Origin of the sequence: Marinifilum breve (genome assembly GCF_003202155.1) — a bacterium.
GTDB classification, from domain to species: domain Bacteria; phylum Bacteroidota; class Bacteroidia; order Bacteroidales; family Marinifilaceae; genus Marinifilum; species Marinifilum breve.
On the sequence record NZ_QFLI01000011.1, the window covers coordinates 112,245 to 130,498 of the forward strand.

Annotated in this window: 22 protein-coding genes; 18 read left to right on the plus strand and 4 right to left on the minus strand. The window is 35.2% G+C overall.

The window, feature by feature from the left end; genetic code table 11:
* Window positions 1–10: 10 nt before the first annotated feature.
* Entirely contained in the window at window positions 11–541 is a 531-nt protein-coding gene (locus DF185_RS19695; RefSeq protein WP_110362864.1) for an adenine phosphoribosyltransferase, read from the minus strand.
* 315 nt (window positions 542–856) lie between these two features.
* Between DF185_RS19695 and DF185_RS19700 the strand changes: the two genes are divergently transcribed.
* From DF185_RS19700 to DF185_RS19745, 10 genes are all read left to right on the plus strand, one after another.
* Window positions 857–1,318 (plus strand): hypothetical protein, encoded by a 462-nt coding sequence (locus tag DF185_RS19700; RefSeq protein WP_110362866.1) that lies wholly within the window; start codon window positions 857–859, stop codon window positions 1,316–1,318.
* 62 nt (window positions 1,319–1,380) lie between these two features.
* Window positions 1,381–1,971 carry a putative outer membrane beta-barrel protein gene (locus tag DF185_RS19705; RefSeq protein WP_110362868.1) on the plus strand — a complete coding sequence of 197 codons (591 nt, stop codon included), beginning with the start codon at window positions 1,381–1,383 and terminating at the stop codon, window positions 1,969–1,971.
* A 49-nt stretch (window positions 1,972–2,020) separates the two neighbouring features.
* Window positions 2,021–3,127, plus strand: a complete 1,107-nt coding sequence (gene dprA, locus DF185_RS19710; protein WP_110362870.1) for a DNA-processing protein DprA — start codon at window positions 2,021–2,023, stop codon at window positions 3,125–3,127.
* Window positions 3,128–3,331: 204 nt separating this feature from the next.
* Window positions 3,332–4,666, plus strand: coding sequence for an NADP-specific glutamate dehydrogenase (gene gdhA, locus DF185_RS19715; RefSeq protein WP_110362872.1), 1,335 nt, complete (start codon window positions 3,332–3,334; stop codon window positions 4,664–4,666).
* 122 nt (window positions 4,667–4,788) lie between these two features.
* Window positions 4,789–5,556, plus strand: coding sequence for a TatD family hydrolase (locus tag DF185_RS19720; RefSeq protein ID WP_110362874.1), 768 nt, complete (start codon window positions 4,789–4,791; stop codon window positions 5,554–5,556).
* Between the two features lie 11 nt (window positions 5,557–5,567).
* Window positions 5,568–6,602, plus strand: a complete 1,035-nt coding sequence (locus DF185_RS19725; protein ID WP_110362876.1) for an asparaginase — start codon at window positions 5,568–5,570, stop codon at window positions 6,600–6,602.
* A 214-nt stretch (window positions 6,603–6,816) separates the two neighbouring features.
* Window positions 6,817–7,626 (plus strand): MotA/TolQ/ExbB proton channel family protein, encoded by an 810-nt coding sequence (locus DF185_RS19730; protein ID WP_110362878.1) that lies wholly within the window; start codon window positions 6,817–6,819, stop codon window positions 7,624–7,626.
* 9 nt (window positions 7,627–7,635) lie between these two features.
* A complete protein-coding gene (locus DF185_RS19735; protein WP_110362880.1) occupies window positions 7,636–8,085 on the plus strand; it encodes a hypothetical protein in 450 nt (149 codons plus the stop codon).
* A gap of 44 nt (window positions 8,086–8,129) precedes the next feature.
* A complete protein-coding gene (locus DF185_RS19740; RefSeq protein ID WP_110362882.1) occupies window positions 8,130–8,708 on the plus strand; it encodes an ExbD/TolR family protein in 579 nt (192 codons plus the stop codon).
* Complete coding sequence (locus DF185_RS19745; protein WP_110362884.1) at window positions 8,708–9,181, plus strand: ExbD/TolR family protein; 474 nt, start codon at window positions 8,708–8,710, stop codon at window positions 9,179–9,181. Before DF185_RS19740 ends, DF185_RS19745 begins: the two co-directional genes overlap by 1 nt.
* Window positions 9,182–9,503: 322 nt before the next feature.
* On the opposite strand, the gene DF185_RS23640 is transcribed toward DF185_RS19745, so the two are convergent.
* Window positions 9,504–9,647, minus strand: coding sequence for a hypothetical protein (locus DF185_RS23640; protein WP_165836080.1), 144 nt, complete (start codon window positions 9,645–9,647; stop codon window positions 9,504–9,506).
* Window positions 9,648–9,707: 60 nt separating this feature from the next.
* Between DF185_RS23640 and DF185_RS19750 the strand changes: the two genes are divergently transcribed.
* Window positions 9,708–11,825: a CHAT domain-containing protein gene (locus DF185_RS19750; protein WP_110362886.1), complete on the plus strand. Its 2,118-nt coding sequence runs from the start codon at window positions 9,708–9,710 to the stop codon at window positions 11,823–11,825.
* On the opposite strand, the gene DF185_RS19755 is transcribed toward DF185_RS19750, so the two are convergent.
* Together DF185_RS19755 and DF185_RS19760 are read right to left on the minus strand one after the other, a co-directional pair.
* Window positions 11,754–12,245, minus strand: coding sequence for a hypothetical protein (locus DF185_RS19755; RefSeq protein WP_110362888.1), 492 nt, complete (start codon window positions 12,243–12,245; stop codon window positions 11,754–11,756). The two genes, DF185_RS19750 and DF185_RS19755, sit on opposite strands and share 72 nt — an antisense overlap.
* Before the next feature lie 186 nt (window positions 12,246–12,431).
* Window positions 12,432–12,872: a hypothetical protein gene (locus DF185_RS19760; RefSeq protein ID WP_110362890.1), complete on the minus strand. Its 441-nt coding sequence runs from the start codon at window positions 12,870–12,872 to the stop codon at window positions 12,432–12,434.
* 128 nt (window positions 12,873–13,000) lie between these two features.
* Between DF185_RS19760 and DF185_RS19765 the strand changes: the two genes are divergently transcribed.
* The 7 genes from DF185_RS19765 to DF185_RS19800 all read left to right on the plus strand — a co-directional run bounded on the left by DF185_RS19765 (window position 13,001) and on the right by DF185_RS19800 (window position 18,246).
* Window positions 13,001–13,207, plus strand: coding sequence for a hypothetical protein (locus tag DF185_RS19765; protein ID WP_110362892.1), 207 nt, complete (start codon window positions 13,001–13,003; stop codon window positions 13,205–13,207).
* Window positions 13,208–13,221: 14 nt separating this feature from the next.
* Entirely contained in the window at window positions 13,222–13,779 is a 558-nt protein-coding gene (locus DF185_RS19770) for a response regulator transcription factor (RefSeq protein WP_110362894.1), read from the plus strand.
* An 11-nt stretch (window positions 13,780–13,790) separates the two neighbouring features.
* Window positions 13,791–13,982 carry a hypothetical protein gene (locus tag DF185_RS19775; protein WP_110362896.1) on the plus strand — a complete coding sequence of 64 codons (192 nt, stop codon included), beginning with the start codon at window positions 13,791–13,793 and terminating at the stop codon, window positions 13,980–13,982.
* Window positions 13,963–14,241 carry a hypothetical protein gene (locus DF185_RS19780; RefSeq protein ID WP_133250098.1) on the plus strand — a complete coding sequence of 93 codons (279 nt, stop codon included), beginning with the start codon at window positions 13,963–13,965 and terminating at the stop codon, window positions 14,239–14,241. The genes DF185_RS19775 and DF185_RS19780 overlap by 20 nt, the downstream gene beginning before the upstream one ends.
* A gap of 314 nt (window positions 14,242–14,555) precedes the next feature.
* A complete protein-coding gene (locus DF185_RS19785; protein WP_110362900.1) occupies window positions 14,556–14,771 on the plus strand; it encodes a hypothetical protein in 216 nt (71 codons plus the stop codon).
* A gap of 152 nt (window positions 14,772–14,923) precedes the next feature.
* On the plus strand, window positions 14,924–15,271 hold the full coding sequence (locus DF185_RS19795; RefSeq protein WP_110362904.1) for a hypothetical protein: 348 nt from the start codon (window positions 14,924–14,926) through the stop codon (window positions 15,269–15,271).
* Complete coding sequence (locus DF185_RS19800) at window positions 15,268–18,246, plus strand: C1orf53 family protein (protein WP_110362907.1); 2,979 nt, start codon at window positions 15,268–15,270, stop codon at window positions 18,244–18,246. Before DF185_RS19795 ends, DF185_RS19800 begins: the two co-directional genes overlap by 4 nt.
* Window positions 18,247–18,254 lie beyond the last annotated feature (8 nt).

Sequence of the window (18,254 nt, forward strand, 5' to 3'; positions counted from 1 at the left end):
GTAAAACTCCTTAAAAGTGGAATAAAGAATCTACTTTGAATTCAGTATTTAGCTTATCACGACCTTTTAAGAAGTCAAGCTCCACAAGGAAATTTACAAAAGCTTTGTTCACACCACATTTTGCCAATAGCTTGATAGAAGCTGCAGCTGTTCCTCCTGTTGCCAACAAATCGTCATGCAACAAAACAACATCATCTTCTGTTAACGCATCCTGATGGATGTGAATTTCATCCTCGCCATACTCCAATGTATATTTTTCAGAATAAGTTGCAGCAGGCAATTTACCTGGTTTACGAATTGGCACAAATCCAGCATTTAATTTGTAAGCCAACACTGTTCCCAAAATAAAACCGCGACTCTCAAGTCCTACTACCTTGGTAATTCCTTTGTCTTTATATTGCTCGTATAATGTTTCTACCAATGTTGCCAAATGTTTTTCATCTTTCAACATTGTAGTAATATCCTTAAAAACGATTCCTTCCTTTGGGAAGTCAATCACGTCTCTGATTGAATCTTTTGCTTCTTGAAGTCTTGCTTCCATTATTAATTTATTTTTCCAGGTGTAAAAAACACAAATCCGACTTGGCTAAAAGGCGCAACAATTCGGAAGAAGTGGAATATTCACCCCCTCATCACTTAATTATTCAAAATATTTACTTGATAAAGTGTGGGATAATTCCGGGTAAAAATAAAAAAGTCCGTTTAAATAAACATTCTAAATTGCAAAAATCGCATAATCTTTTTACAGATATTTAAATAAAGACTATCAACAACATTCTGAAAGATATTTTCGATCAGTTCTTGTCGAATATATCCATTAGTTTTTACCTTTGGTATGTAATTTTACACACAAATCATGACAATAAACAATCAAAATCGAGCAAGCTGGATCAAACTAGCCTACTATTTATTAATATTCCTTTTTTTAGCTACTATTATTCTTTTGTTGTATTTAAATATCAACAAACCATATCAGGTTATTGGAATCATAAGTGCTTCTGTAATTTCGGTAATTATCTTTTCCTTTCATTTGAATTTTAATTTCATCATATATAAGGAAGGCGATGATAAAATTATTCTTCGATACTATCCCCTTCATCCTTTTCATGATAATTTTAAATCTATCGAGATTCCTAAAAATTGTCTTGCCAAATACGATTTGGAAACCAAAACATTTGGACTTAAACCAATTGTTACTCTGTATCAATTAACCGAAAAAGGAATTGCAAAGTATCCATCGGTTTGTTTGTCTGCACTTTCCGGAACAGAAAGAAAGAAATTAATTGATTCTCTATCTCGAAACAGCCTGAATAAATAATTAAGAGCATACTATAATTATTATTTAAGCGTTAGCCATACCATTAACAAATACTATTAGGAATGAAAATTAAAACACTAGTAGCAATTTTGCTATGTACATTGTCTTTAAACTCTTTTGCTCAAAACAACGATTTACGCCTTAATATAGGAATTCCTTTAGGCAAGTATGGCAAATTCGATCACAACTTTGCAGGTTCGGATGAATCCAACCACCCGTCAATTTTAATACAACTTGAAAAAGAATGGCAGGACAATTTAAGCATAGGTGCATACATTGGTTATGCCGGCCAGAAACACGAATACGATTTTGGCCACAGCGAAACAAACTACAATTATTACAGGTTGGGAAGTGTTCTTACTTACGAGTTGAACGATTGGCTATCGGGCATGAATATCTCTACTGGTTATGATGTTGACTTATACACCTCAGTAAAGGCAGGTATTTCATGGGAGCATAAGAAATATGAAAACGTAAGCCCAAATTCAAGTTCTAATGCGGTATATTCTGACAACACATCAAATGATTTGTTGTTTGATTTAGGAGTTGTTCTGGGTGCACGTTATCATTTTTCAAATCAATTTGGCTTATTTACAGAATTAGGTTGGGCTAATGCCGGTTTTTTAACCATCGGAACATCATTTACTTTATAAATCTTTTGTAAATTCATATCCATATTATGGTATTCCTATTAATTAAGGTATGGATAGAATATACAAAATTGCAGTAAGCTTTATCACTGGTTTTGGACCAGTTAATATTAAAAAAGCCATTGCTTACATAGGAAGTGTTGAAGCTTTCTTTACTGAGAAGAAACAAAATCTTCTGAAAATTCCAGGAATTGGTCAGGCCTTTATTCAAAAGCTCGATAGAGAAACAGCTCTTCTTCAAGCCGAAGAGGAGCTCAAGTTTATTGAGCAGAATGAAATTCAAATTGCATTCTACCTGGATGCCGATTACCCAAAAAGACTTCTTAATTGTTCCGATTCGCCTTGCACACTATATTATAAAGGTAATGCTGATTTTAATGCAAGCAGAAATATCAGTATAGTCGGCACAAGAAATGCGAGCGATTACGGAAAAGAACAATGCACCAAACTGGTTAAGGATTTATCTGAAAAATCGATAAAATCAACAATAATTAGTGGCCTGGCTTACGGTATTGATATTTGTGCACACAAAGCCGCCATGCAATATCAACTTCCTACTATTGCAGCTATTGGTCATGGTTTCCAGCAAATGTATCCTGCCCAGCATAGAAACTATGCCGAGGAAATCATCCATAAAGGAGGAGCAATTGTTAGTGAGTTCACATCAAACAGCAAGTTCGATCCTAAAAACTTTGTCCGTCGCAATAGAATAATTGCAGGCATGTCGGATGCAACTATAGTCATAGAATCTGCAAGAAAGGGCGGTTCATTGGTGACTGCCGACATCGCTAATTCATATAATAGAGATGTATTTGCTTTCCCAGGAAGAGTCAGCGACAAATATTCTGAAGGTTGTAATTTTCTAATCAAAACCAACCAAGCTCACTTAATAGAAAACATCGCAGACCTAGAGTATATCTTAGGTTGGGACGATCAAGCTCCAAAAACAAAGGAAATCCAAACGAAACTATTTGTAGAGCTTACTAAGGAGGAAGAAAAAATAATTTCGGCACTTCGTGATACCGGAAAAACACCTATTGATTTAATTTGTTTGAAGAGTTCTTTTCCGATGAGCAAGGTATCAAGTTTGCTCTTAAAATTAGAATTTGATGGCATGGTGAAGTCACATCCGGGAAAAATCTACTCCCTAAATTCATGAAAATTGTCAATTTTTATGGTTTCATGTTGTAGAACAGAAATCACACCTTTTTATTTGATTGATTTACTGCGTTTTAAAATTTTCGAAAACGTTGTAAAAAAAATCAGCTTTTAATTTGTGATTATGAAAATTTGTATACATTTGACACCAAGAACTAATAATTAAAACACAACAAACAATTTTAATTTCATAACAAGTTTGGATATGGAAGCAAAAATAATTGAATTCATGGATAGCCTTAAGGCTAAAACTCCAGGTGAAGCTGAGTTCCATCAGGCAGTACAAGAAGTAGTAGAAACAGTTTGGGATACTTATGATGCAAATCCTAAGTATAAAGCTGCAAAGATTCTTGAAAAAATGTGTGAGCCTGAGCGCGTAATCATGTTCCGCGTACCATGGATCAACGATAACGGTGAAGTTGAAATCAACCGTGGATACCGCGTTGAGTTCAATAGTGCTATTGGACCTTACAAAGGTGGTTTACGTTTCCACCCTTCTGTAACGTTAAGTGCATTAAAATTCTTAGGTTTCGAGCAAACTTTCAAGAATTCATTAACTACTCTACCTATGGGTGGTGGTAAAGGTGGTTCTGACTTCAACGCTAAAGGAAGATCAGATAACGAAATCATGCGCTTCTGCCAAAGCTTTATGACTGAGCTTTGCAAGCACATTGGTCCTAACACTGACGTACCAGCTGGTGATATAGGTGTAGGTGGTCGCGAGATCGGATACCTATTCGGACAGTACAAGAGAATCCGTAACGAGTTTACTGGTGTATTAACTGGTAAAGGTCTTGAGTACGGTGGATCTTTAATTCGTCCTGAAGCTACTGGTTTTGGTGCTGTATACTTCGCTCAACACATGTTGGCTGAAAACAACGAAGATTTCAAAGGAAAAACTGTTGCTCTTTCAGGATTCGGTAACGTAACTTGGGGTGCTGCTCTTAAATTGGTTGAGCTAGGTGCTAAAGTTGTTACAATTTCAGGTCCTGACGGATATGTATACGACAAAGAAGGTTTAGATGCTGAAAAGATTGAATACTTATTGGATCTTAGAGCTTCTAACAACGACGTTGTTGCTCCTTACGCTGAAAAATTCGGTGCTGAGTTCTTCCCTGGTAAAAAGCCTTGGGAATGTAAAGTTGACTTAGCTTTCCCTTGTGCAATTCAAAACGAGTTGAACGAAGAAGATGCTAAGCAATTGGTTGAAAACGGATGTAAGTATGTAGTAGAAACTTCTAACATGGGTTGTACTGCTGAAGCTATGATCTACTTGGTAGAAAATTGTGCATTCGCTCCTGGTAAAGCTGCTAACGCTGGTGGTGTAGCTGTTTCTGGTTTAGAAATGTCTCAAAACTCTATGCGTTACAACTGGTCAGCTGAAGAAGTTGATGAAAAATTGGGTCGTATCATGAAAGATATTCACGATACTTGTGTACGTTTCGGTAAAGAAAACGGTCACATCAACTACGTTAAAGGTGCTAACGTTGGTGGATTTGTTAAAGTTGCTGAAGCTATGCTAGCTCAAGGTTGCGTTTAATATACAATCACGCCTAATATATAAAGAAGCCGGCTCTGCCGGCTTTTTTTTTAACTAATTTCTGTTCCAATTCCTTTTGTATTCCTATTGCGATTCAATAAGTTTGCACAAAAAGTAAAAACATGAATCTAATCGATACACACTCACATATTTATTCTGAAGATTTTAATGGTGACATTCATCAAATCATTGAAAATTCGAAAGAAGCAGGAGTTGAAAAAATACTTTTACCAAACATCGATTCTCAATCAATTGATCCAATGCACACTTTGGAAGAGATGTTTCCTGGCTACTGCATTCCAATGATGGGTTTACATCCTACATCGGTAAAGGAGAATTATCAGAATGAATTAGACATTTGCAAAAATTGGTTAGACTCCAGAAAATACTGTGCAATTGGTGAAATTGGAATTGATTTGTACTGGGATAAAACATTCGTAAAAGAGCAACAAATAGCTTTCGATACCCAAATTAATTGGGCCTTAAACTTCGATCTACCAATAGTGATCCATTCCAGAGAATCTTTTGATGAAATATTTCAGATATTAGAGAATTATAAAAATTCCAACTTAAAGGGAGTATTTCATAGTTTCTCAGGAAATCTTGAGCAAGCAAACAAAGCTATTGAATTGGGCTTTTTACTTGGTATTAATGGTATCGTAACTTTCAAAAATTCAGGTTTAGATAAAACCATTGCTGAAATACCTCTTGAAAAGCTAATGTTGGAAACGGATGCCCCTTACCTGGCTCCTGTTCCGAAAAGAGGAAAACGAAACGAAAGTTCATACGTAAAGTACACCGCACAAAAAATTGCAGAAATTTATCAAACTAAAATAGAGAACGTGGCCGAAATAACCAGCCACAATGCAAGAAATTTGTTCAACTTATAACACCTCTCTCAATGGACAAAAAACAAACTTCTATTCTAATATTATATACCGGAGGTACTATCGGTATGGTAAACGATCCAGAAACTGGTTCTTTAATTCCATTTGATTTTGATCATATCCTAAAACAAGTTCCAGAATTAAAAGAATTCGGATATGAACTTACTTCCATTGCCTTTGATCCATTAATCGATTCTTCAAATTTAAATCCAGAAGTTTGGGTGAAAATTGCAGAACTGATTAAGGAGAATTACAACAACTATGACGGATTTGTTGTTCTTCACGGCACAGATACAATGTCTTTTACTGCATCTGCTTTAAGTTTTATGCTTGATAATTTGCAAAAACCAGTAATATTAACTGGCTCTCAATTACCGATTGGAACCTTAAGAACAGATGGGAAAGAAAATCTAATAACAGCTATCGAAATTGCTGCTGCATACAAAAATGGACAAGCAATGGTACCTGAGGTTTGTATTGTTTTCGAAAATCAATTATTCAGAGGAAACCGAACCACAAAACACAATGCAGAACATTTTAACGCATTCTACTCTTACAATTACCCTGATTTGGCAAAAATTGGAATCAATATCAATTACAATTATTCCGCAATACATTATCCAAGTCATCCAAAACAACTTGAAATTAGCACTGAGTTTGATACTAATATTGCAATTTTAAAAATCTTCCCAGGAATCAACAAACAGGTAATCGATTCCATTTTAAATATCGAAGGATTAAAAGGAGTAGTAATGGAAACTTATGGTGCAGGCAATGCCCCAACCGATAAATGGTTTATCGATTCCATAAAGGAAGCAATCAGCAGAGGAATTGTTGTATACAACATTACACAATGTGCAGCTGGAAGTGTTGAAATGGGCCTTTATGAGACAAGTTTAGAACTACTTAACGCAGGAGTAGTAAGCGGACACGACATCACCACTGAGGCTGCAATTAGCAAACTGATGTTCATCTTAGGTAAAAAGCTAGACATGCAACAAACCAAATTGCTTTTAAATAAATCTCTAAAGGGCGAATTAAGCCAATAGAATATTTGTTTTTCACATTTTTTTTGTAATTTGGTGCACTGTTTAAAGCTTTCTATATTACATAAATACCTAATCAAAGGTTGTTGAAAGCATTAAAAACAGAATAGTTTTAAAGAATAATACACAAACAACTAAGGAATTAGTTGTTTATAAGATCGCAATCGTTTAATTTTGTAAAAAATAATTTCGTTAATTAAAATTTGAAAAACAGACTATGAAAAAGTTATTTGCATTTATAGCAGTTATCGGGATGCTAAGCTTAGGAGCATCATCTTACGCAGTTGCTCAGGATGAGACAGCAGAAGCTGTAGACACAACTCAGGTTGCAGAAGAAACTACTGTTGAAGAGCCTGCAGCTCCAGTTATGGAGGAAGAAGCTATCGAAAGCACATCTTTCCACAAAGTTGTTAAGAAGCAATTCATCCAAGGTGGTGCAATGTTTATGAGCTTCGTATTGCTAGCTCTTATCTTAGGTCTTGCTTTGTCTATTGAAAGAATTATTTATTTGAACCTTTCAACTACAAACACTAAGAAATTAATTGCTAACCTTGAAGATGCATTAAACAACGGTGGAGTTGAAGCTGCTAAAGAAGTATGTAGAAATACTCGTGGTCCTATCGCAAGCATTTTCTACCAAGGTCTTGACCGTGTAGATGAAGGTATTGAAGTAGTAGAAAAATCAGTTGTTTCTTACGGATCTGTTCAAATGGGTCTATTGGAAAAAGGTCTTTCTTGGATTGGTTTGATGATCGGTTTGGCTCCTATGTTAGGATTTATGGGTACTGTAATCGGTATGATCGACGCTTTCGACTCAATTCAGTCTATGGGTACTATTTCTCCAGCAGCTGTAGCAGGTGGTATTAAAATCGCTTTGATTACAACTGTATCTGGTTTGATCGTAGCAATGATTCTTCAAGTATTCTACAACTACTGTACTGCTAAAGTTGACAGTATTGTAAACAACATGGAAGATGCTTCTATCTCTCTTCTAGATATCCTTGTAAAATACAACATGAAAAAATAATTATAGACTATGTCAAATACATTGAGTAAATATTTAAATATTCTTACCTATGTAATGATTGGTCTTACAGCTGTTTTTGTGATCATGTTTTACTTAGGTGGAGAAATCCCAAATCAAGCACACACAACTCCAGTTTACACTGATCTTTTGATCAACTGGGCTAAAGTATTGTTTTTTGCATCTGCTGCATTAGCGATTCTTTTCCCAATCATTCAGATCGTTGTTAACCCAAAAGGAGCACTTAAAGGTTTGATGGGATTAGTAGTACTTGGATTAGTAATCCTTGTATCATATAGTATGTCAGATGCTACTTTGTTAAACCTTCCAGGTTACACAGGTACTGACAACAACCCTGCTTCACTTCAATTTGCTGATACAGTACTTTACACTATGTACATCTTAGGTATAGGAACTGTAGCTTCAATTGTAGTTACTGAAATTATTAGAAGATTACGTTAAGAATATGATCCGAATTTAAGGATTCGGATCGCAATACCTTTATTATAGCAAGAAAAACACCAGAGATTAACTCAAGTTCGATGGCCGATATTGCATTCTTGTTGCTGATTTTCTTCTTGGTATCGACTACGATGGATGTGGACACTGGTATCTATAAAAAGTTACCTCCTATTCCAGAAGATCAAACCAATGATGAAGAAATTAAGGTAAAAAAACGTAATGTTTTAGCGATATTGGTGAACCGTAACGATGAGTTGTTGGTGAATGGAGAACTTTTAGACATTTCACAATTGCGTGAAAAAACCAAAGAGTTTATCTTGAATCCAAACAATAGTGAAGACCTTCCTGAAAAACATGTTAAAACTGTTCCATATTTTGGAGATGTTATGGTTTCGAAAGGATTGGTTTCATTACAGAACGACCGCGGTACGAGTTACGAAATGTATATTAGAGTACAGGATGAGCTGGCAATTGCTGCACGTGAATTAAAAGACGAAAAAGCAATGTCGAAATGGGGGAAAGTTTACAGCGAGTTGGATAAAGAACAACAAGATGCTGTGAAGAAATATGTCCCAATGGCAATATCCGAGGCTGAACCTAAAAACGTAGGAGGGAAAAGATAATGTCAAAATTTAGAAAAGGCGGAGGTAAAGAAACTCCGGAAATTTCAACAGCGTCACTTCCTGATATCGTATTCATGCTTCTTTTCTTCTTTATGGTATCAACTACCATGCGCGATGTAGAATTGAATGTAAGCTATGTACAGCCACAAGCTAAGGAATTGACAAAGCTTGAAAAAAAGGATTTGGTAAGTAACATCCATGTTGGTGTTCCTTTGAGAAAATACCAAAAAACTTTTGGTACTGAATCAAGAATCCAATTAAATGACAAGTTTGCAACTGTTGATGATATTCAAGCTTTCATTGCTTCTGAAAGAGAAGCTAGAAAAGAAGAATTACGTAACAAGTTGACAACATCTCTAAAAGTTGACAGATACACTAAAATGGGTATCATTGTTGACATCAAACAAGAGTTAAGAAAAGCAAGTGCTTTGAAACTGAACTACTCAGCTCTTCAAGGTGCTGAAGGAAACTAAACGTTTTCGCGCTTAAAATATAAAAGGAGTCCATTAGGGCTCCTTTTTTTTGTACAATGAATTGTATAAAAAAAGCTTGGAAGTATTTCCAAGCTTTGTGACCCGTACAGGATTCACTTATTTTTTTTATTTTATTCATTTTCAGTTTTGTAAGTTATCGTGTGGTAAGTTTTTGGGAAGTGTTAATGTAAAATATTGACCTTCTATCTGATTGAAACACAACCACAACACGACAAAACTAATACAAATACACGACAATAACAATACAAAAGAATAAGTTTGAATCCATAAAAAAAGTCCGACAAACGTCGGACCTTCTTATCTATTGCCAAATGATAACATCACCATCGTTTCCATCGTTATTATCACTAGTCGCGGCTTTATCTGTTTCGTTAACTCCACCTTTGACATTAGACATTTCGTTCTGCTCTAAAGCACATTGTTCAAACAAGTTTAAATTTTTCATAACTTTAAATGTTTTTTGATTACTTAAGCATTATTGCTTATTCTTCGTAAAATTAAAATAATGAGATTACTAGTAACAGTTCTTCTTACTTTTTATATTTCTATTAGTTACGGTCAAGTTGATAGTTTAATGCAAGTTGGAAGAGAATTTGCAATGAAACGTGACTTTAATAATGCAACGCTATATTTTAAAAAAGCTTATTCCATTTCTACATCAAATGAGAATAAAGGGAAAACAATGAACAATATTGGTTTGCTTCATTACTTACAAAAGGATTATCTATCAGCAATCAAGTACTATGATATTGCTTTAAAGCATTACCAGCAGGACAAAAACAAGGAAGCTGCTTCCCAAACATTAATAAATATGGGGGGTTCTTATAGGTTGTTAAATAGAACATGTAAAGCATTGGAATGCTACCAGAAAAGTTTCGAACAATCAAAATCGAGCCAAACTAAAGTATCAGCATTAAATAATATTGGAAGGTTATCTTTTACTACTGGAGATTATACTGAAGGGATTACTTATTTCAAAAAGTTAGCTGAAGGAGATCTTAAGATTTATCAAATCTATCAGAACTTAGCCAGGTTATATGCCAATATTAATGATATTGAATCTGCAGTTGAGAATTACCAAAAGGCTTTAAACATACATGAAAATCAGTATTCACCTGTTGCGATTGATTTGAATAAAGAAATTGCCGATTTGTATTATTCAAGAAATAATAAAGAATTGGCTATTAAATATTACAACACAGCAATTCATTCCTATGAAAGATTGCGTGATCTGTACTTAATAGATCAAACCAAATTAAATTCTTCAGTAATGGTTAGGGATATTTATACTTCTGCCATTGAATGTGCTGCTAAGATCTCTAATCAAGATCTTGCTAATTATTATTTGGAACAACTGAAAGCTCCTGTTTTGTCGTTTAAGATTAGAGAAAACTTATTGCCGGATTCGGTAAAAGTGGAGTTGAAAGAATTAGATCACAAGATTAACCAGGCATTAAAAAATGAACTCGAAGATTTAGATAAGTTGGTAACCGAAAAGGGGAAATTACTGCAGCAGTTTCCTGTTCCTGGACAAAGAAACTACAAGGAAGTGCTGGAGGTTCTTCCAGAAGATATGGCAGTATTGAATTATTCATATTCCGATTCGTTATTGGTTCGCACTATTTCCACCGGTACAAATACACAAATAGATTTAACCAGGATAAATGAACATTTTCAGAATAGAATAAATGACTTTTATTTGAATGCTTCCGATAGATCTAAGGATTCATTCAATGATTACAATAGCTTTTTTAAGGCATCGAAATATCTTTATTCAATACTTGTTCCGGAAATATCTCAGAATATTAAAAGAGTTTTAATCATTCCATATGGGAAATTATACCAGGTGCCATTTACTTGTTTGACAAATTCGGATCCATCGATGGATTGGGCAAGTTTCTCAGATACAAAATACTTGATAGAAAAGTATGCAATATCTTATTCATCATCCTTATCTACGATTCAAAGCTCAAAATATGGCAGTAGATCTGCAATTGCATTTATACCTGAATATTCGGATAAGAAACAATTAAAGTTTGCTGAGAACGAGTTTAAAGCACTTGACAAGTATTTTAATGCTGAAGTATTGCAAGATGAAGATGCAAGTAAAGAGAACTTCTTCAGGGAGCTTCCGGAACATGATATCATATCTGTTATTGGCCATGGTTTAACAGGTAAAATCCTTTTACAGAATGATACTATCCATAGTGAAGATCTTTATCAGCTTAATCTTGATAATTCTCTAACAGTATTATCTGCTTGTGAAAGTAATACTGGAAGTATAAAGATGAACGAAGGTTATATGAGTATGGCTAGAAAGTTTATTGAAGCCGGATCCAGTTCGGTTATTGCTTCACTCTGGAGAGTAAATGACAAGGTTACTTCCGAAATAATGAGCGATTTCTATTGGTATTACTCAGAAGGTAATGCCAAAGATCAAGCTCTTCAGAAAGCTATGAGAAATCATTTGAATAATGCAGACAGCGAATTAAGAGCTCCAGTTTTTTGGAGTGGTTTAACTTTACTGGGGAATCCTGAAGCTCTTCCGGAATCAAGGAGCCAATATCTTTGGTTGTTTCTTCTTCTTTTGCTGATTCCTTTTGCTAAGTATCTCAAGAGATAAATTGGCAAAATCGCCTCCTTCCATAATGATTCGCCCAAAGTGCTGCATTATAACATCATCTTCGGCATTGGTTTTTAGGAGGCAAAGACCTTTGTACCATTGTGCTTTTGATGAGTAAATCTTTTTATCCTGGTATATCTCATCGAGTTTTTGAATTGCATCATGATAATGTTCATCTTTTATCAATTGCATTGCTCGAACCATAGCACCTATCTCATCATCTCCGGCCCGATCGTTATAATGCAAATCGGCAAAGTACTCCTTAAAAAGAGCTTCGTTTGTATAGTCTCCTTTAGGGTAAAGAAGATAAGTAGTAACTGCCATTAATATTAATAAAGCAGTAAATAAGAGGTATTTAAAATTAAACTGGAAAGTGAAAAATACTTCGCCTCCAGTAATTTTAACGTTGTTTACATTCATAAGGTGATTAATCTTCAAGTATTTTGTACGTACATCTGTTAATTCCTGATTTTCGTAAAAAGTAACCCTAAATTAACACTGTTTTGTAACACACTAGAGGGTCAGTTTGATAGCTGTAATACGTAAATAACAGTAATAAAAAAAAGGAGAAGCTTTCACTTCTCCTTTCAAATATGCTTGTGAGGCTTATTTGTCTAGTAATTTTTCTATCATTTTATCTTTTTGCTCGATGGTCTTCTTTAGTAAGTCGATTTCCATATCTTTTAATTCCACCATCTTTTTCAGTGATGAATCCTCAGCTGGGGCTTGCTTACCAATTACGTTTCCTTTACCTCCATATTGCCCAACATTATCGGCAAAAATGGTTTGTCCATCGTGGATAACAATGTCTTTACCTTCGGGTTCATTCATCTCTCCTTCCCCGGTAATTAACCAGCGTGCATTTAGATCCTTATAAATATGGATCATAGTAAACAGATGACGCTCTGGTATTTTCTCATTGCAATTGATCCAATTTGAAACCTGTTGCTTTGATTTTACACTTATATCCTTTTTGAATTGTTCCTGAGAAATTTCTTTGTTTTCCAGAAACAACTTAACACGTTTATTTACAGCTTTATCAAACATAGAATAATTCTAAATAGTGCATTTTACTATACCTTCAGTTGTTGGTATAGTGTTTTTACTATACTTTTACACTACAATTACAATACAATATTACTACAACCGCAATACAAAAACAATACAGTAAAGTGATGAAAGAAGAAAAGTTAAGAAAATTAAAAGACAAGTTACCTCGAGGACACAGAGAAGAGATTACAAAAAGAACAGGTTTTACTCTTTCCTATGTTGATGCAGTTTTTGGAGGTAGAAGATTTAACCAGAAAATTATTGATGCTGCTTTTGAGATTTTAAAGGAAGAAAAAGAGAAAGAAGCTGATCAAAATGCATTGTTGAACTAAGAGTAATTCTAGTTATGCCACACACTAAACTACCAGCAGGAATAGAAGATAAGAACCTTGAAATTTACCGTTATGGAAAAGAGGTTAATGCCGTTTATGACGGAAAGAAAGGTTCTTACCTTGATTTACCAATGGAAATGAGAGAGCCATTTCAGGCCGAATATATAGCAGATAAAGCTGCTCAGCATTGTATTGTAAATGATTTTGGAATTGAATTGGCCGATGCCCAGGAAGAAAAGTTTGTTGGTTGTAGATATGGAAATTGGGATAAAACTCCTGATTTGGCCAATGGAATAACTACGCATGACGCTCCTAATTGTTCAGAAGAAAAGCATTGCAAGGGTTTTAATGTATTGTGTAAAATCCCTGAAGCTCCTAATGGAAAGATTACCAAGCAGGAATATTTTATCATCCGTTTGGTTGGTAATGGAAAATTAGACAAAGAGATTGCTCTTGATTTGAATATAAGAATTCCAACAGTTAGAACTCATCTAAATCACATTCGAGAAAAGCTGCAAGTAAATAACCGGATTGAGATTGCACTATGGGCGCAAAGTAAGGGAATCGTTTAAAATGATCAATCATGTATGTTGATAAATCAGATAATGAGTATTCGATACATCAGCTGGATGAAGTCGATCTCAAGATAATATTTGAGGCTGTGAGTTCTGAGCTCAATCAGCTTTCATTCTCCGATAAGAATGATCATCTGGAGAGAAAACAAAGAATAGTAAGAATTAAAAAATCGATTAAAAATGAATTGCACGATATCTAAAGAAGATTTACAGATGGTTGAGTTACTGCTTAATGTAATTGAAAACGAAGCGGATCGATTGACTCCTGGTAATGTTGGCCATTATAAGAATTCGATTAAATGTACAGCCAATAAGGTGAAAGCTATGTTGGTACAAAAGCCAAAATATAAATGTTACCGCTGTAAAGATACCGGTGTTATAGATTCTGAAGAGTTTCATGGCCATACCGAAGGAATCGTACATGAAAATAAACAGTGCAGCTGTCAACAAAAAGAATAAAGATAATGTGTGTGTGGATACCGAAATCTGGGGAGCAACCTCATTTTACTTTTTCATTATTTACAACATCAGTAAAGCCGGGAAACGAAACGCACGATATAAATGGGGCTGCCACTTGTGGGGCTTTCGGCAGCTCCATTTAAAAGATATTTTTCTGATCAGAACAAAAGGCTTCCGCTTTGGTGCGTGAAAGCAACAGAAGCTCGAAGCCTTTTGCAAAACCTTTTAGTTTAGAGTGAGAATTAAGAAAGCCGTCCACATTGCTTGGAGGCTAGGACGGCTTTCATGTTGTTAACTAATTTAAATTAATCAGTATGTCAAAAGTACGAATTTTAGCGGTAGGATCAACAGAAGATTGCATTTCTGAATTGGCTCTCTTGATGTTACAGCACGATAGAACCAGAGATATTGTTTTAGGAGCTGCAGCTCGAGTAATGGACATTGATCAATTGAAAGAGAAAATGAGAGCTGAGCAAATTGCTCATGAACTGGAAATAATGGTTAAGGGGAATGATTATGAGTCAAAATAAAGACAATAGAGATGGAATGTCATACATGGCATTAATCCATAGAAAACCGAAGTTGCAAATACAATATAAGACTGTTTTTTCCTTGAATGCTTTAAACCTAGATAAATACACTCAAGATTTCTTTTTTGAAAAACTAAAAACCGACAAACCAGATGATACAACTACAACATGCCCGACCAAACCATGATTATTTCACCATTTGCTTACCGGCAAGCGATACTCCTTATGGTGAAAGAGTAAACTGGGACAAGAAAGAGGATTTTGAAGCTCCGGTTTACGAAATGACCAACCCGAAAAATCCGGAAGAAATAATTCGTGCTGAATTGGTGGATGTTTGGACTCGATTTGATTTGAATGGACCAGAAGGTGAAACCATGAATGCTTTTGCAATTGCCTCTTATGGTTTGCCAATGAAAAAGCTAAGACACCAGCTAATTGAAAAGTACGATATACTAAAAACTAACTCTGAAGTTGAATTTCTACTACTTAAACAAGTATGAGCTACATTGATCAAGAAATTGTTTTTGAAGAAACAAATAAAGGATATGACATTTTTGCCTATTATTTCCATGGAGTGGATTTCAATAATCCACAACATAGAGTTAAAGATCGCGGTGAAGAAAAAACAGCTTCGGCTCGAGTAGCATTTTACAAAGGTCAGTGGAGAATTACTGATTTTGGTAATCAGAACGAGGTAAACAGCATGAATTCCATTTCGTATGTAATGCGTACTGAAGGATTGCAATTTCCCGATGCATTGAAATTTATAGAACAAGTAATTGTTCGAAAAGATCTTTCGGGTGGTGACTTTAAGAAGCCAAAATATAAAGCTGATTATTCCTTCAGGGAAATGCAGCCTGAAGATGTAAAAGGAGATTATTCCTGGAACTTTAAAGAACGAAGTGAGATAAATGAAGCAGATTGCCGATACTTTGGCCGATATGTTACTCCAGCATTACTGGAGAAGTTTAATTGTAGGGTTGTAAAGAGTTACGAATACTGCGGCACTTCAAAGAAGATGAATCGTGATGTGGTTCACCAATACGCTGCAACGGAAGATTTTCCAATTTTCCTATTCGACTATGGTGATTTTAAAAAGCTTTACCGACCAATGGAAGTGGAGAAAAGATATCGATTTCTTTACATTGGTGAAAAGCCGAAAAATTACATCTATGGATTAAAGCAACTTAAGGATGCTAAAAATGAATTGGTAGATGAAAAAGGTGAAAGTACCTACAAAGGTCCTGATCACAAAAAACCACATATTAAAGATCTGTTTCGCTGCAGTGGTGAAAGTGATGCCTTAAATGTTGCTTCGCTTGGTTTTCATGTTTATTGGTTGAACTCAGAATCGGCTAATTATGCCGATGGCCAATATAAGCAGCTTGATTATATGTGTGAGAACCACTACCAAATTATGGATCGTGATGCTACCGGAAGAGCTCAGGCCATTAAAATGGGATTGAAATACATTAACATTTTCACTCTGGAGCTTCCGAAATGGATTGAAACTAAAAAAGACTGGAGAGGAAATCCCTGTAAGGATGCTAAAGATTTTGTAAATGTTGCCGGCAAAAATCAGGAAGAAACAAGCCGAAAATTTACAGTACTTAAGGCGAATGCCAAACCAATGAAGTTTTGGACCAAGTCGCAAGACAAGAATGGTAATGATACATACAATATCAATTTAGAGTATTATTATTTCTTTCTCCAGGCGAATGGTTTTTATGTGATGGATTCGCAATATCACAAAAAAGCAGGTTACTGTTATGCCAGGGTTAATGGTAAAACTGTAGAGCTGATTCATCCGGATGACATCAAGAAAATTACAAAGCGATTTAGTAAGGAGTGGATCCGATCGCGTTACCTAATGGATGAAAATGCCATTTTAAACAAGATTAACTCGAGTAACCAAATATCGGAAAACAACCTACAGGAACTTGCAGAAATTGCACCTGAGTTCAATAATTTCAATTCTAAGTTTGATACAATTTGTTACCGAAATGGAGCTTTAAAAATAACCAAGGATGAAATTACACGAATAGATCACAGAGATCTTCCGAATTATATTCTGGGAAAACTTACCGTGAACAAAAAGGATATTTCTCATATAAATGATAGAAGTATCAGGCTACTGAAGAAACCACCAATTGAGGTGGAAGAAACTGGTGAGTATAAAAAGCTGATAGACGAGCTGAGACAAACTACCGACCAGGATAAACGTGAAGAGTTGAATATTAAAATCTCACAGATTGAAGAGTCGGAACGTTACAAAGTAACCATTAATGACAAGGAGAATATTTTTATTCGATTCTTGAAAGATATCTCTCATATATATTGGAAAAAGGAACTGGAGCTGAAGAAAGGACTAACTGAACAGGAAAAGAAAGAACAGGATCTGTTATTGGCCAATATCCTTTTCACGCTTGGTTACATGTGCGCACAGTACAAGGATCCTGCTAAGCCTTGGATGGTATTCCTTCAGGATCTTAAGATTTCTGAAGTAGGAAAATCTTCCGGACGTTCGGGAAAATCGCTTTTAACTATGGCCATTAATAAAGTTCGACCTTGTTATTACATTGGTGGTAGAAATAAGAAGTTAACAGAGAACCAGTTTATTTACGATGGTTTTACTAAGTTTCACCAGGCTATTGAGGTTGATGATTTGCATGAGTATGCCGAAATGGATTTCTTCTATACTCAGGTAACCGGTAAGCGTGAAGTGAATAACAAACACCTTTCTCCGGAAACATTGGAATATAAGGATTCAGGTAAAATGCTTATATCATCGAACTTTGAATTGAGAAATACCGATAACTCCACTTTGGCCAGAATGCTTTTTTCTGGTGTTTCGGATTATTACCATGAAAGCACCAAGCAAAACGACTACAAGCAAACGGTTAATCCGGCCATGAAATTTGGCAAGCGTTTATTCGATGATTTTACGGATGAAGAATGGGTGGTATTTGATAACATTATTGCATATGCAATACAAATGACCATGCGATTTGAGAAGATTAATCCTCCGATGGGTAACCTGGACAAACGTCAATTGAGAAGAAAAATGACTGAAGGTTTAAGATCGAAGGATGAAGAGTTCTTCTACTGGGCAAGCGGTTATTTCCAATTGTACAAAGGAGATAATAAGCCTACAATTTCACCTGAAGGAATTGGTTACTACAATACTTTAATAAACAAGGAAACTGCTTTTGAAGATTTCAAACGTGGTTTAAGTTCTAAACAGCGCGAAGAATACAAGAAAACTCAGTTTAAGAAAGCTATTATGGCATTCTGTGATTATCATGATTTTGAGTTTAATCCACTAGGAGCTTGTAACGATAAAGTTCACAGAAGAATTACTAAAACTACTGAAGGAACTACCAGAGAGTACTTCTACATCTTCACAGGTGCTGAAGTATCAATTCCAAAGGATGAGAAATTAACCGAAGCAGAACAGGCATCAATGGCATTTTAATACTTATA

Coding starts and splice junctions, on each gene's coding strand:
- DF185_RS19695 (WP_110362864.1), bottom strand. CDS start 541: ATGGAAGCAAGACTTCAAGAAGCAAAAGATTCAATCAGAGACGTGATT.
- DF185_RS19700 (WP_110362866.1), top strand. CDS start 857: ATGACAATAAACAATCAAAATCGAGCAAGCTGGATCAAACTAGCCTAC.
- DF185_RS19705 (WP_110362868.1), top strand. CDS start 1,381: ATGAAAATTAAAACACTAGTAGCAATTTTGCTATGTACATTGTCTTTA.
- dprA (WP_110362870.1), top strand. CDS start 2,021: ATGGATAGAATATACAAAATTGCAGTAAGCTTTATCACTGGTTTTGGA.
- gdhA (WP_110362872.1), top strand. CDS start 3,332: ATGGAAGCAAAAATAATTGAATTCATGGATAGCCTTAAGGCTAAAACT.
- DF185_RS19720 (WP_110362874.1), top strand. CDS start 4,789: ATGAATCTAATCGATACACACTCACATATTTATTCTGAAGATTTTAAT.
- DF185_RS19725 (WP_110362876.1), top strand. CDS start 5,568: ATGGACAAAAAACAAACTTCTATTCTAATATTATATACCGGAGGTACT.
- DF185_RS19730 (WP_110362878.1), top strand. CDS start 6,817: ATGAAAAAGTTATTTGCATTTATAGCAGTTATCGGGATGCTAAGCTTA.
- DF185_RS19735 (WP_110362880.1), top strand. CDS start 7,636: ATGTCAAATACATTGAGTAAATATTTAAATATTCTTACCTATGTAATG.
- DF185_RS19745 (WP_110362884.1), top strand. CDS start 8,708: ATGTCAAAATTTAGAAAAGGCGGAGGTAAAGAAACTCCGGAAATTTCA.
- DF185_RS23640 (WP_165836080.1), bottom strand. CDS start 9,647: ATGAAAAATTTAAACTTGTTTGAACAATGTGCTTTAGAGCAGAACGAA.
- DF185_RS19750 (WP_110362886.1), top strand. CDS start 9,708: ATGAGATTACTAGTAACAGTTCTTCTTACTTTTTATATTTCTATTAGT.
- DF185_RS19755 (WP_110362888.1), bottom strand. CDS start 12,245: ATGAATGTAAACAACGTTAAAATTACTGGAGGCGAAGTATTTTTCACT.
- DF185_RS19760 (WP_110362890.1), bottom strand. CDS start 12,872: ATGTTTGATAAAGCTGTAAATAAACGTGTTAAGTTGTTTCTGGAAAAC.
- DF185_RS19765 (WP_110362892.1), top strand. CDS start 13,001: ATGAAAGAAGAAAAGTTAAGAAAATTAAAAGACAAGTTACCTCGAGGA.
- DF185_RS19770 (WP_110362894.1), top strand. CDS start 13,222: ATGCCACACACTAAACTACCAGCAGGAATAGAAGATAAGAACCTTGAA.
- DF185_RS19775 (WP_110362896.1), top strand. CDS start 13,791: ATGTATGTTGATAAATCAGATAATGAGTATTCGATACATCAGCTGGAT.
- DF185_RS19780 (WP_133250098.1), top strand. CDS start 13,963: ATGAATTGCACGATATCTAAAGAAGATTTACAGATGGTTGAGTTACTG.
- DF185_RS19785 (WP_110362900.1), top strand. CDS start 14,556: ATGTCAAAAGTACGAATTTTAGCGGTAGGATCAACAGAAGATTGCATT.
- DF185_RS19795 (WP_110362904.1), top strand. CDS start 14,924: ATGATACAACTACAACATGCCCGACCAAACCATGATTATTTCACCATT.
- DF185_RS19800 (WP_110362907.1), top strand. CDS start 15,268: ATGAGCTACATTGATCAAGAAATTGTTTTTGAAGAAACAAATAAAGGA.